Annotated in this window: 13 protein-coding genes; 8 read left to right on the top strand and 5 right to left on the bottom strand. The window is 62.9% G+C overall.

Annotated features, from left to right (window positions below):
* Positions 1-1,647 carry a malonate decarboxylase subunit alpha gene (gene mdcA, locus HAQ05_RS07000; protein WP_190418806.1) on the bottom strand — a complete coding sequence of 549 codons (1,647 nt, stop codon included), beginning with the start codon at positions 1,645-1,647 and terminating at the stop codon, positions 1-3.
* 518 nt (positions 1,648-2,165) lie between these two features.
* Here mdcA and HAQ05_RS07005 point away from each other — a divergent pair.
* Entirely contained in the window at positions 2,166-3,659 is a 1,494-nt protein-coding gene (locus HAQ05_RS07005) for an aldehyde dehydrogenase (protein WP_190418808.1), read from the top strand.
* A gap of 38 nt (positions 3,660-3,697) precedes the next feature.
* A complete protein-coding gene (locus HAQ05_RS07010; protein WP_190418809.1) occupies positions 3,698-4,837 on the top strand; it encodes an MFS transporter in 1,140 nt (379 codons plus the stop codon).
* On the opposite strand, the gene HAQ05_RS07015 is transcribed toward HAQ05_RS07010, so the two are convergent.
* A complete protein-coding gene (locus tag HAQ05_RS07015; protein WP_190419057.1) occupies positions 4,834-6,360 on the bottom strand; it encodes a phospholipase D family protein in 1,527 nt (508 codons plus the stop codon). The two genes, HAQ05_RS07010 and HAQ05_RS07015, sit on opposite strands and share 4 nt — an antisense overlap.
* A gap of 66 nt (positions 6,361-6,426) precedes the next feature.
* Positions 6,427-7,845, bottom strand: a complete 1,419-nt coding sequence (locus tag HAQ05_RS07020; RefSeq protein WP_190418811.1) for an aminotransferase-like domain-containing protein — start codon at positions 7,843-7,845, stop codon at positions 6,427-6,429.
* A gap of 157 nt (positions 7,846-8,002) precedes the next feature.
* On the opposite strand from HAQ05_RS07020, the gene HAQ05_RS07025 reads away from it, so the two are divergent.
* The gene (locus tag HAQ05_RS07025; RefSeq protein WP_190418812.1) at positions 8,003-8,242 is read left to right on the top strand and encodes a YjiS-like domain-containing protein; all 240 of its coding nucleotides are present in this window, start codon (positions 8,003-8,005) and stop codon (positions 8,240-8,242) included.
* Between the two features lie 60 nt (positions 8,243-8,302).
* Here the strand turns inward: HAQ05_RS07025 and HAQ05_RS07030 are convergent, their stop codons facing one another.
* Positions 8,303-8,791 carry an Lrp/AsnC ligand binding domain-containing protein gene (locus HAQ05_RS07030; RefSeq protein WP_190418814.1) on the bottom strand — a complete coding sequence of 163 codons (489 nt, stop codon included), beginning with the start codon at positions 8,789-8,791 and terminating at the stop codon, positions 8,303-8,305.
* A gap of 154 nt (positions 8,792-8,945) precedes the next feature.
* Here HAQ05_RS07030 and dadA point away from each other — a divergent pair, with 154 nt between their 5' ends.
* From dadA to HAQ05_RS07055, 5 genes are all read left to right on the top strand, one after another.
* Positions 8,946-10,247: a D-amino acid dehydrogenase gene (gene dadA / locus HAQ05_RS07035; protein ID WP_190418816.1), complete on the top strand. Its 1,302-nt coding sequence runs from the start codon at positions 8,946-8,948 to the stop codon at positions 10,245-10,247.
* Entirely contained in the window at positions 10,219-10,572 is a 354-nt protein-coding gene (locus tag HAQ05_RS07040) for a RidA family protein (protein WP_190418818.1), read from the top strand. Before dadA ends, HAQ05_RS07040 begins: the two co-directional genes overlap by 29 nt.
* Before the next feature lie 76 nt (positions 10,573-10,648).
* On the top strand, positions 10,649-11,719 hold the full coding sequence (alr, locus tag HAQ05_RS07045) for an alanine racemase (protein WP_190418820.1): 1,071 nt from the start codon (positions 10,649-10,651) through the stop codon (positions 11,717-11,719).
* Positions 11,720-11,815: 96 nt separating this feature from the next.
* On the top strand, positions 11,816-12,364 hold the full coding sequence (locus HAQ05_RS07050; protein WP_190418821.1) for a cupin domain-containing protein: 549 nt from the start codon (positions 11,816-11,818) through the stop codon (positions 12,362-12,364).
* Positions 12,365-12,615: 251 nt separating this feature from the next.
* A complete protein-coding gene (locus tag HAQ05_RS07055) occupies positions 12,616-14,484 on the top strand; it encodes an acetyl-CoA hydrolase/transferase C-terminal domain-containing protein (protein ID WP_190419058.1) in 1,869 nt (622 codons plus the stop codon).
* Here HAQ05_RS07055 and HAQ05_RS07060 read toward each other — a convergent pair whose 3' ends face one another.
* Positions 14,485-15,057, bottom strand: a complete 573-nt coding sequence (locus HAQ05_RS07060) for a xanthine phosphoribosyltransferase (protein WP_190418823.1) — start codon at positions 15,055-15,057, stop codon at positions 14,485-14,487.

The following is a 15,057-nucleotide window of genomic DNA, read 5'->3' on the forward strand; positions in this document are numbered from 1 at the left end:
TTACCAATTGCGGAATTTGCTGGGCGGGTTATACAGCCCGCCCGAGGCGACCATGAGGTCTTTGACGGAGCGTGCGGCCAGCCAACGGCGGTCGGCGTCGAGCAGGTCGATGCCCAGGTCTTCCGGCCGTTGGATCACCCGGCGCTGGCGCAACTGGTCGACCAGGGCGGCGTCGCGGCCCCGGCCTAACTCGGTATAGCCCGCTACCCCACGTATCGCCTGTTCGCGCTCGGCGCTGCTACGGCACAGCAACAGGTTGGCGATGCCTTCTTCGGTGACGATGTGCGTCACGTCGTCGGCGTAGATCATCACCGGTGCCAGCTCCAGCTTCAGCTTGTCGGCGAGCAAGATGGCATCGAGGTTTTCCACGAACAGCGAGGTATTTTTGTCGCCGAAGGTTTCGCCAATCTGCACCACCAGCTTTCTGCCACGCCGTAGCGCTGGCGCCATGTCGGGGTTCGCTTCCTCGCCGGCCTTCAGCCACGGGGTGCTGGGGTGCCGGCGCCCGTGGGGGTCGGAACCCATGTTGGGCGCGCCACCGAAGCCGGCCGTGCGGGTAGCGGTAACGGTCGAGCTGTTGCCTTGAAGGTCGATCTGCAAGGTCGAGCCGATGAAAATATCGCAGGCGTACAGCCCGGCGGTCTGGCAAAACGCCCGGTTCGAGCGCAGCGAGCCATCCGCGCCGGTGAAATAGACATCGGGGCGGGCGGCCATGTAGTTTTCCATGCCCACTTCCGAACCGAAGCTATGGATTTGCTGCACCCAGCCGGCTTCTATCGCCGGTATCAAAGTGGGGTGCGGGTTCAACGCCCAATGTGTACATATTTTGCCCTTAAGCCCAAGCGCTTCGCCATAGGTGGGCAACAGCAACTCGATCGCTGCCGTGCTGAAGCCGATACCATGGTTGATGCGTTGAACCTGATAGGGCGCATAGATGCCTTTGATGGCCAGCATCGCGCACAGAATCTGAGTCTCCGTGATCAAGGCGGGGTCGCGGGTGAACAGCGGCTCGACGTAAAACGGCTTGCCGGTTTCCACCACAAAATGAACCCTGTCGCCGGGTATATCGACACGCGGCACGCTGTCGACGATTTTTTCGACTTGGGCGATGACCAAGCCCCCCTTGAACGCCGTGGCTTCGACGATGGTGGGGGTGTCTTCGGTATTGGGGCCGGTATACAGGTTACCGTGCTTGTCGGCGCAAACCGCAGCGATCAAGGCGATATTCGGTGTCAGGTCGATAAAGTAACGCGCGAACAACTCAAGGTAGGTGTGCACGGCCCCCAGTTCGATCTTGCCGTCGGCCAGCATGGTGGTGATACGCCGGGATTGCGGCCCGGAATAGGAATAGTCCAGTTTGCGGGCGATGCCGCGCTCGTAAAGGTCCAGGTGCTCTGGCAATACGATCCCTGATTGCACCATATGCAGGTCATGAACCTTCTGCGGGTCCACACCTACCAACCCCTGCGCAAGCACCTGTGCTTGTTTTTGGTTATCGCCTTCCAGGCAAACGCGGTCGCCTGGATGGATAACGGCTTCTAAAAATGACGTCAGCTTATCTACCGCTACTGCCTTGCCTTGCGCGAACTGGCCGCCCGCGGCAAGCCGCCGTTGTCGTGCGTCATTCTGTGTGGTCCAGCTACCCATCGAAATGACTCCGTTGGTGGGTTCAGGAATCGACGTTTTCAGGCGGGGTGTTTCAACCCCACCCGACACCGCCGGGCCTTCATGCTCATTAATTAGTTAGCAACGTATCGAATTGGTTTAGGCAGGATGCTGACCTGCGTCAACTTTGGAACGAATTAAAAAAATATAAAGAACCGCTCAAGGGCGCGGGTTTTGGCCGTTTTGCGACGGTGGGGATGGTGGCGGGACGCCAGGTTTCACCTGCAACCTGAAGGTAGGCTGGAGTATTCCCTCGGAGAGGGCAGGCTGCCAGCCCTGCCGACAGTTGCCTATACCATGCACACCGCGGGCGAAACTCATGAGGCTACGGATAGCCGTGAGCCCTGCTGCCGTGTTTAATAAAACATACAATAACGGGGTTATTGTGGCTAAAGTGTCAAATATATTGATAACCATTTGTCCGTGCATTAGGGTAGATCGACTAAGCTGTGTCAGCTCACCACCGACACGGTTCGCATCTACACGAGGAGACACGCCCAATGACCACTTTGACCCGCGCCGATTGGGAACAACGCGCCAGCAGCCTTGAAATCGAAGGCCGCGCGTTTATCGATGGGCAGTACACCGACGCTGCTGCCAGCGCGGTGTTCGATTGCCTGAGCCCCGTCGATGGGCGTTTGCTGGCCTCCGTGGCCAGTTGCGGCGAGGCCGACGCGAACCGGGCCGTGGCCAACGCCCGCCAAGTGTTCGAAGCGGGCAGTTGGTCTCGCCTGGCCCCAGCCAAGCGCAAAGCCACGTTGCTGCGCTTCGCCGGCCTGATCCGGCAGCATGCCGAAGAACTGGCCTTGCTCGAAACCCTCGACATGGGCAAACCGATCAGTGACGCATTGAATATCGACGTAGCCGCCTCGGCCAACGCCATCGCCTGGTGCGGCGAGGCCATCGACAAGCTGTACGACGAAGTGGCCGCTACGCCCCACGACCAGCTTGGCTTGGTGACTCGCGAGCCGGTGGGGGTGGTCGCCGCCATCGTACCTTGGAACTTCCCGCTGATGATGGCCTGCTGGAAGCTTGGCCCGGCATTGGCCACCGGTAACTCGGTGGTCCTCAAGCCTTCGGAAAAGTCCCCGTTGACGGCCATTCGCGTCGCCCAGTTGGCCGTGGAGGCCGGCCTTCCCAAGGGCGTGCTCAACGTGCTGCCCGGCTATGGCCACAGCGTGGGCAAGGCGCTGGCCTTGCACATGGATGTGGACACCGTGGTGTTCACAGGCTCCACCAAGGTCGCCCGGCAGTTGATGGTTTACGCCGGTGAATCGAACATGAAGCGGGTATGGCTCGAAGCCGGGGGCAAGAGCCCGAACATCGTTTTTGCCGACGCCCCCGACCTGCAAGCGGCCGCCGAGGCAGCGGCCAGCGCAATCGCCTTCAACCAAGGCGAAGTGTGCACGGCGGGCTCGCGGCTGCTGGTGGAGCGCTCGATCAAAGCGCGCTTTTTGCCGATGGTGGTCGAAGCGCTGAAACAGTGGAAACCCGGCAACCCGCTGGACCCGAATACCAATGTGGGTGCGTTGGTCGATACCCAGCAGATGAACACGGTGCTGTCGTATATCGAAGCCGGCCACCAGGAAGGCGCCACGCTGCTGGTCGGTGGCAAGCGTACCCTTGAAGACACCGGCGGCACCTATGTGGAACCGACGATCTTCGACGGGGTAAGCAATGCCATGCGCATCGCCAAGGAAGAGATTTTCGGCCCGGTGCTGTCGGTACTCGAATTCGACACGGCCGAGCAAGCCATCGCCATCGCCAACGATACCCCCTATGGCTTGGCCGCGGCCGTGTGGAGTTCGGATATCTCCAAGGCCCACCTGACCGCCAAGGCGCTACGCGCCGGCAGCGTATGGGTGAACCAATACGACGGCGGCGACATGACCGCGCCATTCGGTGGTTTCAAGCAGTCGGGCAACGGCCGGGACAAGTCGCTGCATGCCTTCGACAAATACACCGAACTCAAGGCCACTTGGATCAAACTGTGATACCAAGCCGCCGGCTTTGCTGATCACCGGAGCGTTTCATGCGTTGGGGTACCTATTTCGCCGTGCTGGCATCGGTGTTGAGCGTTGGCTTGGCACTGGGCATGAGCATGCCGCTGGTCTCCCTGCGCCTGGAAGGCTGGGGCTACGGCGCCTTCGCAATCGGGGTGATGGCGGCTATGCCCGCGGTGGGTGTGCTGCTCGGGGCTGGCATGGCCAGCCGGCTGGCCGCGCGTTTCGGTACTGCGGCGCTGATGCGCGGTTGCTTGGCCGGCGGCGCGTTGGCCATCGGCCTGTTGGCGCTGTTGCCCAGTTACCCGGTGTGGGTAGCCCTGCGGCTGGTGATCGGCAGTATCCTCACCATTCTTTTCGTGCTGGGCGAAAGCTGGATCAACCAGCTTGCGGTAGACCGCTGGCGCGGCCGGCTGGTGGCGCTCTATGGCAGCAGCTACGCCTTGAGCCAACTGGCCGGGCCGCTGCTGCTCGGGGTGCTGGGCACGGAACGTGATTACGGCTTCTGGCTGGCAACGGCGCTGTTGCTGGCGGCCCCACTGTTACTGCTGGGCCGTACCGGGGCGCCGGCAGCCGAAGCGTCGCGGGTGACCTTCAGTGCGCTGTTTGGCTTCTGCCGGCAATTGCCGATGATCGCCTGGGCGATTGCCTTGTTCGCGGGCTTCGAGGCACTGATTCTTACACTGTTGCCGGTGTATTGCCTGCAGCAGGGGTTTTCCACCTCGGTGGCGTTGTACATGGTCAGCACCGTAGTGGTGGGCGACGCGCTGCTGCAACTGCCCATTGGCGCGCTGGCCGACCGGGTTTCACGCCATGGCTTGTTCCTCGGCTGTGCGATCAGCTTGATGGTGGTCAGCTTGTTAGTTCCGCTGGTTATCCACAGTGTGCTGATCTGGCCACTGTGGGTATTGTTCGGCGCCAGTGCCGGCGGCTTGTTTACCCTCTCGCTGGTGCTGATCGGCGAGCGCTTTCGCGACGACGAGCTGGTGCGTGCCAACGCCCACGTTGCGCAACTGTGGGGCGCCGGTTGCCTGATTGGGCCGCTGCTGGCCGGTGCCGGTAGCCAGTGGGTGAGCGGCCATGCCTTGCCCTGGATGATGGCGGCCGGCGCCTTCGTGCTGGTGCTGTTGGCGCGGGCCAGGCCGGCCGCCTGCGCGGTGGCGGATTAAAGCAGCCGCTCCAGCCCAATGGCCTGGCTTACCCAGGCATTGAGCCGGCGCCACCAGCCACCGGGCTCCCGGGTGAGCCTGTGCAGGCGGCCGTTGTCTTCGGTGGCCCAGGTCAACTGCTCGCCCTGCAACTCAACCTGATAACTCAGCGCCGGCGACATCCCCTGCAGCGCCAATTGCCGGGTCGCCTGGGCCAGCTCGGGGCTGTCGACCAATACGCCCACTTCGGTGTTCCACAGCACCGAGCGCGGGTCGAAATTGAACGAGCCGAGGAACACTTTGCGCCGGTCGAACACCATGGCTTTGCTGTGCAGGCTGGAGTCCGAGCTGCCATGCAGGGGGTAATGGAATGCGTTATCTTCGCCGGGCTGGCGGCGTAGTTCGAACAGTTTTACGCCGTGTTCGAGCAGCGCCTTGCGGTAGGGCGCGTAGCCGCCGTGCACGGCGGGCACGTCGGTGGCCTCCAGGGAATTGGTCAGTAGACTGACCTGCACGCCGGTATCAGCGGCGCCGGTGAGGTAAAGCAACCCGGTTTCGCGGGGTACGAAATACGCTGAAACCAATATCAGCTCTTGGTTCACCGCCAGCAGTTCAGGTGCCAGTTGGGTGGTCAACAGCAGGTGCGGGTCCGGCGCGCCTTGGGAAAGAATCTTGCTAGGGGCGTCCCACAGTACCTTGCTGGGTGCCCAGATCAGTTGCTGGCGCCAGTTGTCGAGTTGCGGGTGCTGGCGGTAGCTCATCAAGCGGTCGTAGAGTTTTTTGCGCTTGGCGCTGGCCTCGGCGAGCGAGCGTTCCAGGTCGCGCCGCAGGCCGGCCAGTGCATCGTTGCGGGCGGCGCCGTAAACCTCGCCGATCGGCCGGCTGAGCGCGCTGTTCCAGTATTGGTCGAAGCTGTCGCCCAGTTCCCGCGCGACCGGGCCCATGCCGAGCAAGTCGATGTCAGTGAAATTAAGGTTCGGTTCGGCGTCGAAATACTCATCGCCAATATTGCGCCCGCCAACGATAGCGGCGCTGTCGTCGGCCAGCCACAGCTTGTTGTGCATGCGCCGGTGCTGCTGGCTCAAGTTCATCAATCGCCCCAGCCCACGGGTTACGCCGGTCGCGCGGCCCAGGTGCAGCGGGTTGAATAGCCGTACCTGAATATTCGGGTGGCTGGCGAGCGCGGCAAGCACGTCGTCGAGGCCATCGCTGGTGGTGTCGTCGAGCAGCATGCGCACCCGCACTCCACGGTCGGCGGCCTTGATCAATTCATCGAGCAAGGCCCGAGTGCTCAGACCGTCCTGGACGATGTAGTACTGCAGGTCGATGCTCGACTTGGCGTTGCGAACCAGCTCGGCACGTGCCCGGAACGCCGCGCTGTTGCCAGGCAACAGGTAAAAACCGGAGAGGCCGGCATGGGTGGCGGACTGCGCGAAGATCGGGCGCCCCAGGCTCGACTGCCCGGCTGGGAGCATTTCACTGTGCTGCCGGTGGCTGGGTGGGCTAGCGCAGCCGGCTGCCAGCAACAGTGTGAACAACAGCATCAGGTGCTTCACGCAAAGAGGGTCCGCTCAGGCAAGTGGGCATGTGACACCGAAACGCCAGGCAAGTTAGCCCGCGGCCAGCAACTGCGCGGCGGTTTGCCCCACCTTGCGCACGGCGTCTTCTATCTGCGCGGTGGGGCGTGCCGCGAAGTTCATCCGCAAGCAATGGCGGTATTTGCCCGAGGCCGAGAAAATACTGCCCACGGCAATTTGCACGCCCTGGCCCTTCAGCGCTTGGTTCAGCGCCACCGAATCGAAGCGTTCAGGCAGCTCCAGCCACAGCATGAAACCGCCGCGCGGGCGGCTGACCCGGGTGCCGGCAGGGAAGTAGCGCCGCACCCAGGCGGTCATTTCGTCGCGGCTTTGCTGGTATTGGCCACGCATGCGCCTTACATGGGGCTCATAATGGCCGCCGGCGATGAAGTCGGCGATCGCCAACTGCGGCTGTGTGGCGGTGCAGCCGCTGCCGATGTACTTCATGTGCGCGACTTGCTCCTGGTAGCGCCCCGGCGCCACCCAGCCCATGCGCAGCCCCGGCGCGAGGGTTTTGGAAAACGAACTGCACAGCAGCACCCGGCCGTCGGTGTCGAACGACTTGATCGTGCGCGCGCGTGGGTACTCGTAAGCGAGGTCGCCGTATACATCATCTTCGATGATCGCCACGTCGTAGCGCTGCGCCAGGCTGAGCAGGGCGCGCTTATTGGCCTCGGGCATGATGTAGCCGAACGGGTTGTTGCAGTTGGGGTTAAGTTGGATCACCTTGACCGGCCACTGCTCCAGTGCCAATTCCAGGGCCGGTAGGCTAATGCCAGTGAGTGGGTCGGTGGGGATCTCTAACGCCTTCATGCCGAGCCCTTGCAGGGTTTGCATCGAGCCGAAGAAGCTGGGCGAGTCTACGGCCACGATATCGCCCGGTTGGCACAGCGCCCGCACGCTGCACGACAACGCCTCGTGGCAACCGGCGGTGATCAGTATGTCATCGGCGCCCAGCCGGCAGCCGGAGTTCACCAGCAGGCGGGCGATCTGTTCACGCAGCGCCGGCGTGCCAGGTAACGTGTCGTAATACAGCCCCGGCATGTCCAGGCGCCGGCTCAAGCGGGCGAGGCTGCGCAGTAAGGGCTTGAGGGTGGGGCTGGTGATGTCTGGCATGCCGCAGCCGAGCGCGACTGTATGTTTGCTCGGGCCTTCGCGGACCATCTCGACCACCTGGTCCCACTGGGAAATATCCACTGGCCGTTGAGTCGCACGGCTCACGGCCGGTAGCGCGGGCAAGGTGGCGCCCGCGGTGGCGAAAAACCCCGATTTTGGCCGGGGCGCGGCCAGGCCAGAATCTTCCAGCACCCGGTAGGCCTGCTGTACGGTGCTCAGGCTGACCCCATGCTCGGCGCTCAGTGCCCGCACAGACGGCAAGCGATCACCGGGCCGGTACAACCCTTGTTCGATGCGTTCACCCAGCAATTGGGCCAAATGGAGGTAGAGCGTCATTCACCGGATACCCATACAGATGAGGAATTTTGACGCCATACAGGGCCCGGCTGGCGTTATCTGTATGGTAAATATCCCGAGGTGCTGAGTCTGTATTTAAATAGGCATTAAATCCATTATTTTCTTCCATACAGATAAGCTTTGGAAGGAACAGTACATGGAGCAGATCCGCGGTGTACCCCTGCGGCTTTACCCCACCGAACCTGAACGCCAATGCTGCGTTGCGGCCACCCATGAGGTGGGCGGCCCTGCTGGGCTCGGCTGGCTGGGGGTGTACATTCACCGCTGGCGCACCCGCCAGCAACTGCTGGCGTTGGACCTTGCGCAGCTCAAGGATTTGGGCCTGAGCCGCGCCGATGCGCAGCGCGAAGGGTGCAAACCTTTTTGGAAGGGCTAGCGTGCTGTGTTGAACCCGAAACGGCTATAAGGGCGTGCGCCGCGCAAAGGCGGCGCGCGGTCAGTCTGGCACCGGCAAGTTGAGGCTTTCCTTTACCTCTTCCATCACGATGTAGCTTTTCGATTCACGCACATGGGGCAGCTTCAGCAAGATGTCGCCCAGCAGCTTGCGGTATGAAGCCATCTCGGAAATCCGCGCTTTTACCAGGTAATCGAAGTCGCCCGACACCAAGTGGCACTCCAGCACGTGGGGTAGCCGCAGCACCGCCCGGCGGAAATCGTCGAAGGTGTCGCCCGATTTATAGTCCAGGCTGATTTCGACGAACACCAACAGGCTACCCTTAAGATACTGTGGGTTAAGCCGGGCGTAGTAGCCCATAATGATCCCTTCGCGTTCCAAACGGCGCACTCGCTCCGTGCATGGGGTGGTCGACAAGCCCACTCGCTCACCCAATTCGGTGAATGACAGTCGCCCGTCGGCCTGCAACAGGCGCAGGATGTTGCGGTCGATTTTGTCGAGTTCGCGTTTGCTCTGGTGCTGGGTTCGCATAGGCAATGCCACTCCAAGGGAGCTGTTTCAGCCGGGAATTATCGCCAAATATAGCTTTTTATATAGTGAAAAGCACTGCTTTGCCCTTTCTATACTGCCGCCATCGAAACGTTCTCAAGCATTTTTCGCGCGCTAGGCCGTGCAAGGGGTGAACATGCGTGTGCTGGTACTTGGCGGTGGTGTCATCGGCACCACCAGTGCGTATTACCTGGCCCGCCAGGGCTTCGAGGTGGTGGTGGTCGAGCGCCAGGGCGGCGTGGCGCTGGAAACCAGTTTCGCCAATGCCGGCCAGGTGTCCCCCGGGTATGCCTCGCCCTGGGCCGCGCCAGGTGTACCGCTCAAAGCCATCAAATGGCTGTTGCAACGCCACGCGCCCTTGGCGATCAAGGCCACCGGCGACTTCGACCAGTACCTGTGGATGGCGCAGATGCTGCGTAACTGCACCGCCCACCGCTACGCGATCAACAAAGAGCGCATGGTGCGCTTGTCGGGGTACAGCCGCGATTGCCTCGATGAGCTGCGAGCCGAAACCGGCATCCGCTACGAAGGCCGCGCCCTGGGCACTACCCAGTTGTTCCGCACCCAGGCACAACTGGATAACGCCGCCAAAGACATCGCCGTGCTTGAGCGTGAAGGGGTGCCCTTCGAACTGCTCGACCGTGCCGGCATCGCTCGCGTGGAGCCCGCCCTGGCCGACACCGGCGACCTGCTCGTCGGTGCCTTGCGCCTGCCCGACGACCAGACCGGCGACTGCCAGATGTTCACCACACGCCTGGCCGAGCTGTGCGTGGGGCTGGGGGTGCAGTTCCGTTTTGGCCAGCAGGTGCAGCGCCTGGACTTCGCTGGCGACCGCATCAACGGGGTAATCATCGACGGTAAGCTGGAAACCGCCGACCGCTACGTGCTGGCTTTGGGCAGTTATTCGCCGGCCTTGCTCAAGCCATTGGGCGTAAAGGCCCCGGTGTACCCGCTCAAGGGCTACTCGATGACCATCCCGATCGTCGACGCGGCCATGGCACCGGCCTCGACCATTCTCGACGAAACCTACAAGGTGGCGATCACGCGGTTCGACAACCGTATCCGCGTGGGCGGCATGGCCGAGATCGCAGGTTTTGACCTGTCGCTGAACCCACGGCGCCGTGAAACGCTGGAGATGATCGTCAACGACCTTTATCCTCGCGGCGGGAACCTGCAAGAAGCAAGCTTCTGGACCGGCTTGCGGCCGACCACCCCCGATGGCACGCCCATCGTTGGGGCTACGCCCTACCGCAACCTGTTCCTCAACACCGGCCATGGCACCCTGGGTTGGACCATGGCCTGCGGCTCCGGCCGGCTGCTCGCCGACCTGATGGCGCGTAAAAACCCCCAGATCAGTGCCGAGGGCTTGGATATTTCCCGCTACGGCAAACACCCGGAGATTGCAAAGCATGCCCATACAGCGCCAGCACACCAATGAGCGCATGAGTGAAATCGTGACCCACAACGGCACGGTGTACCTTGCCGGCCAAGTGAGCAACGACGAAAGCGTTGGTATCGAAGAACAAACCCGGCAAACCCTGGCCAATATCGAGCGCTTGCTCGAAGCCGCCGGTACCGACAAAACCAAGCTGTTGTCGGTGACCATTTACCTGCGCGACATCGACCGCCACTTCGCCGGCATGAACAGCGTTTGGGACCAATGGCTGCCCCAGGGCGTGGCCCCGGCCAGGGCTACGGTGCAAGCCAAGCTCTGTGAGCCGTGGATCCTGGTGGAAATGTCGGTGACCGCCGCTACCAACTGAATGCGCCCCACGCCCGGCCCGCTTGGCGCGCGGCCGGGTTTTCTTTGCCCGTAACCCGAATTGACAGAAGACCGCCATGCGCCCAGCCCGTGCCCTGATCGACCTGCAAGCCCTGCGTGACAACTACCGCTTCGCCCGTAAGCTTGCCGGCAGCCGAGCCTTGGCGGTGATCAAGGCAGACGCCTACGGCCATGGCGCGGTGCGCTGCGCGCAGGCCCTGCATGCCGAGGCCGACGGTTTTGCCGTGGCCTGTATCGAAGAAGCGCTTGAGCTGCGTGCCGCCGGGGTGCAGGCGCCGGTGTTGTTGCTCGAAGGTTTTTTCGAGGCCACCGAGCTTGCGCTGATCGCGGAACACCGGCTGTGGTGCGTGGTGCATTCGCTGTGGCAACTGCAAGCCATCGAACAGGCCAGCCTCAGCCAGCCGATCCAGGTATGGCTCAAGCTCGACACGGGGATGCACCGTGTTGGCCTGCAACCCGGCGACTATGCCGCGGCGTACCGGCGCCTGCAGGCCAGTGGTAAGGTCAGCAAGGTGGTGATGATGAGCCACTTTGCTCGGGCCGACGAACTGGGCAGCCCTGCCAGCAACGACCAAACCGCGGTGTTCCGGGCCGCCACCCAGGGCCTGGGCGCGGAAACCAGCTTACGCAACTCACCGGCGTTGCTCGGCTGGCCCCAACTGCCCAGCGACTGGGTGCGCCCCGGCATCATGCTGTATGGCGCCAGCCCGTTCGAAGAGGCCCAGGCCAATGCTTCGCGGCTCAAGCCGGTAATGACGCTGGAATCGAAAGTGATAGGCGTGCAGCAACTGGGCCCCGGTGAGCCGGTGGGCTACGGCGCACAATTCGTGACCGACAAGCCCATGCGCGTGGGCGTGGTCGCCATGGGTTACGCTGACGGCTACCCGCGCCACGCGCCCACCGGCACCCCGGTGTGGGTAGCCGGCCAGCGCAGCCGGCTACTGGGGCGGGTGTCGATGGACATGCTGAGCATCGACCTTACCGAAGTACCGGCCGCGACCGTGGGCAGCCCGGTAGAGCTGTGGGGGCGCAATGTACTCGCCAACGACGTCGCCAGTGCCGCCGGCACCATCGCCTACCAACTATTTTGTAATGTGCGGCGCGTGCCGCTCGTTTATCAAGGTTGACCGCGTTGAAGGGCGGGCCGTGTTGTAAATACTGAACAGGGTTGCCATGATACCTGTCCGAACCACAACGGCCGCGCCTTCACAAGGAACCCCCCATTGGACGTCGGTGAACGACTTCAAGCCATTCGCAAGCTCAAGGGCTTGTCTCAGCGCGAACTCGCCAAACGCGCGGGGGTGACCAACAGCACCATCTCGATGATCGAAAAAAACAGCGTGAGCCCCTCGATCAGCTCGTTGCGCAAGGTGTTGAGCGGCATCCCCATGTCCATGGTCGAATTCTTTTCCGAAGAGCTAGAAGCGCAAAACCCTACCCAAATCGTGTACAAAGCCCACGAACTGATCGACATCTCCGACGGCGAAGTGACCATGAAGCTGGTCGGCAAGGCCCACACCGGCCGCGCCATTTCGTTCCTGACCGAAACCTACCCGCCAGGCGCCGACACCGGCACCGACATGCTCGCCCACGATGGCGAGGAAACCGGCATCCTCATTGAAGGGCGGCTTGAATTGACCGTGGGGTTGGAAACCTTCGTGCTCGAGGTGGGCGATAGCTACTACTTCGAAAGCAGCCGGCCGCACCGCTTTCGCAACCCCTTCGACGTGCCGGCACGGTTGGTCAGCGCGGCGACGCCTGCAAATTTCTAGGTTTCAGCGGGGCCGTCGCAATGGCCTCCCAGGCCGGCTTTTCTTGCGTGGCCTGATGGCCCCTCTGCAACCCGTTATGCCTGCCCAAAAATAGGTGGCGCGCACCGGCGCGATTACCCACTGAACATTGCCCCACGCCCCCCGGTCCAACCACCATTCCCACCCCCCGAACGGAGGCGACGCCGGTGGAATATTGTTCGATCGACCGAGCGGTGGACGCGGCGCTGGAGCGCCTGCCGGCCCATATCCACATGGGCCTGCCGCTGGGCCTGGGCAAGCCCAATCGCTTCGTCAACGCCCTGTATGCGCGTATCAAGGCCCTGCCCGGGCGCCCACTCACGATTTACACGGCGTTAGTGCTGGGCCGGCCGGCGTTGGGCGATGGGCTGCAAAAGCGCTTGCTCGAGCCGTTCGTGGAGGCGGTGTACGGTGACTACCCGGAGCTTGAATTCCTCGCGGACCTACGCAGCGGTAACTTGCCGGCCCACGTGAGCGTGGAGCAGTTCTTCATGCAGCCGGGCGCATTGGTCGATTGCGCGCTGGCGCAACAGAGCTACGTGAGCAGCAACTACAGCCACGCCGCGCGTGACATCGACGCGCGCGGTTTGAACCTTGTGGCGCAGTTGGTGGCGCAGCACCCGGCGCGCCCCGGGCGTTTGAGCCTGAGCTGCAACCCGGACCTCACCCTGGACCTGTTGCCGCGCCTGGCCAAACGCCGCGAAGCGGGGGAGGCGATTATGCTGTTGGCGCAGGTCCATGAGCACTTGCCTTACATGCCCGGCTCGGCCGAATTGGACGAGGGCACGTTCGACCTGTTGCTCGATGAGCCGGAGCGCAGCACGTTGTTTTCCACGCCGAACATGCCGGTGGGCACCCAAGACCATTTCATCGGCCTGCTTACCAGCGCGCTGATCCGTGACGGCGGTACGTTGCAGGTCGGCATCGGTTCAATGGGCGATGCCCTCACCGCCGCCCTGCTCGCGCGCCAGGCCAATAACAGCGCGTACCAAGCGTTGTTGGGCGAACTGGACCTTACCGCCATTCAGCCAACCCTGGACCGAGAAGGCGGCACCGCGCCATTCGCCAAGGGCCTGTACGGTTGCAGCGAAATGTTCGTCAATGGCTTGCTGGTATTGGCCGAGGCCGGCGTGCTGCGCCGACGGGTGCACGCCGATGCCGAGCAGCAGGCGCGGGCCAATGCCGGGGCGAACGAGCCCGGCGGGGTGCTGGCCCATGGCGGGTTTTTCCTGGGCCCGCAGCGCTTTTACGAACGGCTGCGCGACTTGCCACTGGAGGTGCGCGCGCAGTTCGACATGACAGCCATCAGCTACATCAACGAGTTGTACGGCGACGAAACGCTCAAGCGCCTGCAACGCGTGGATGCGCGCTTCGTCAACACGGCGGTAAAGGTCACCTTGCTGGGCGCGGCGGTGTCGGACCAACTCGACAACGGGCAGGTGCTCAGCGGTGTAGGCGGGCAGTACAACTTCGTGGTGCAAGGCCATGCCCTGGAAGGCGCACGTTCGGTGCTGGTGTTGCGCAGTTGGCGCGAAAGCGGCGGGGCGGTGAGTTCGAACATCGTTTGGGATTACGGGCACTGCACCATCCCGCGGCACCTGCGTGACATCGTGGTGACCGAGTACGGCATCGCCGACCTGCGCGGCAAAACCGACGCCCAGGTGATCGAAGCGTTGGTGAACATCGCCGACTCGCGCTTTCAACCCACCTTGATCGACCAGGCACAAATGGCCGGTAAGCTGCCACGGGATTTTCGGCTGGCCCCGGGTTATGCCGTGAACACCTTGGAGCGCCTGGAAGCGATTCGCGCGCGGCATCCACAGTTGTTCCCCGAGTACCCACTGGGCTGCGATTTCAGCCGGGTGGAGCGCGACTTGCTGCGGGCGCTGAACTGGCTCAAAAGCAAGTATCACCTCACCGAGCTGTTCGACTTGGGCAGGGCTGCCCTGGACGCCCCGGAGCCGAGCCTGTACCCGGAGCACCTGCAGCGCATGCAACTGGCCGAGCCCCACGGGTTGCGCGAAGACGTCCAGCAGCGCCTGCTGCTGGCCGCCCTGCAGGCTACCCGCCCGCCCGAGCCGCTGGGGTTGCTGGCGCCCTGATCAGTCGAGGAAGGTCACGCGACCGCTGGCCAGGGAACTCACCCGGGCCAATGACTCGACCCGGTACCCTTGGGCGTCCAGTTCGGCGCGGCCGGCCTGAAATGACTTTTCGATAACGATACCCAGGCCGGCGAGGGTTGCCCCGGCTTGCTGGATGATCGAAATCAGCGCCTGGGCCGCGCGGCCGTTGGCCAGGAAATCATCGATGATCAGCACGTGGTCATCAGCGCCCAGATGGCGGGGTGAGATGGCCACCATGCTGTTGTGTTGCTTGGTGAACGAATACACCTCGGCCACCAGCAGGTGTTCGGTCAGGGTGAGCGAGGCGTGTTTGCGTGCGAAAATCACTGGCACGCCCATTATTAGCCCGGTCATCACCGCCGGGGCAATGCCGGAGGCTTCCAGGGTCACGATCTTGGTCACGCCCGTGCCCTCGAAGCGGCGGGCGAACTCAGCGCCGATGGCGTGCATCAGCTGTGGGTCGATCTGGTGGTTAAGGAAGGCGTCTACCTTCAGTACCTGCTCGGAGAGCACGATGCCTTCTTCGCGAATTTTTTGCTGCAGTGCGTGCAC

This window comes from Pseudomonas typographi (genome assembly GCF_014694385.1).
GTDB lineage: Bacteria > Pseudomonadota > Gammaproteobacteria > Pseudomonadales > Pseudomonadaceae > Aquipseudomonas > Aquipseudomonas typographi.

What these genes read in the sequence shown, in the direction of transcription:
- HAQ05_RS07030 (WP_190418814.1), bottom strand. Translation starts at nt 8,791, where the DNA reads ATGCGAACCCAGCACCAGAGCAAACGCGAACTCGACAAAATCGACCGC.
- HAQ05_RS07055 (WP_190419058.1), top strand. Translation starts at nt 12,616, where the DNA reads ATGGGCCTGCCGCTGGGCCTGGGCAAGCCCAATCGCTTCGTCAACGCC.
- HAQ05_RS07020 (WP_190418811.1), bottom strand. Translation starts at nt 7,845, where the DNA reads ATGACGCTCTACCTCCATTTGGCCCAATTGCTGGGTGAACGCATCGAA.
- HAQ05_RS07015 (WP_190419057.1), bottom strand. Translation starts at nt 6,360, where the DNA reads ATGCTGTTGTTCACACTGTTGCTGGCAGCCGGCTGCGCTAGCCCACCC.
- alr (WP_190418820.1), top strand. Translation starts at nt 10,649, where the DNA reads ATGCGCCCAGCCCGTGCCCTGATCGACCTGCAAGCCCTGCGTGACAAC.
- HAQ05_RS07025 (WP_190418812.1), top strand. Translation starts at nt 8,003, where the DNA reads ATGGAGCAGATCCGCGGTGTACCCCTGCGGCTTTACCCCACCGAACCT.
- dadA (WP_190418816.1), top strand. Translation starts at nt 8,946, where the DNA reads ATGCGTGTGCTGGTACTTGGCGGTGGTGTCATCGGCACCACCAGTGCG.
- HAQ05_RS07040 (WP_190418818.1), top strand. Translation starts at nt 10,219, where the DNA reads ATGCCCATACAGCGCCAGCACACCAATGAGCGCATGAGTGAAATCGTG.
- HAQ05_RS07005 (WP_190418808.1), top strand. Translation starts at nt 2,166, where the DNA reads ATGACCACTTTGACCCGCGCCGATTGGGAACAACGCGCCAGCAGCCTT.
- mdcA (WP_190418806.1), bottom strand. Translation starts at nt 1,647, where the DNA reads ATGGGTAGCTGGACCACACAGAATGACGCACGACAACGGCGGCTTGCC.
- HAQ05_RS07010 (WP_190418809.1), top strand. Translation starts at nt 3,698, where the DNA reads ATGCGTTGGGGTACCTATTTCGCCGTGCTGGCATCGGTGTTGAGCGTT.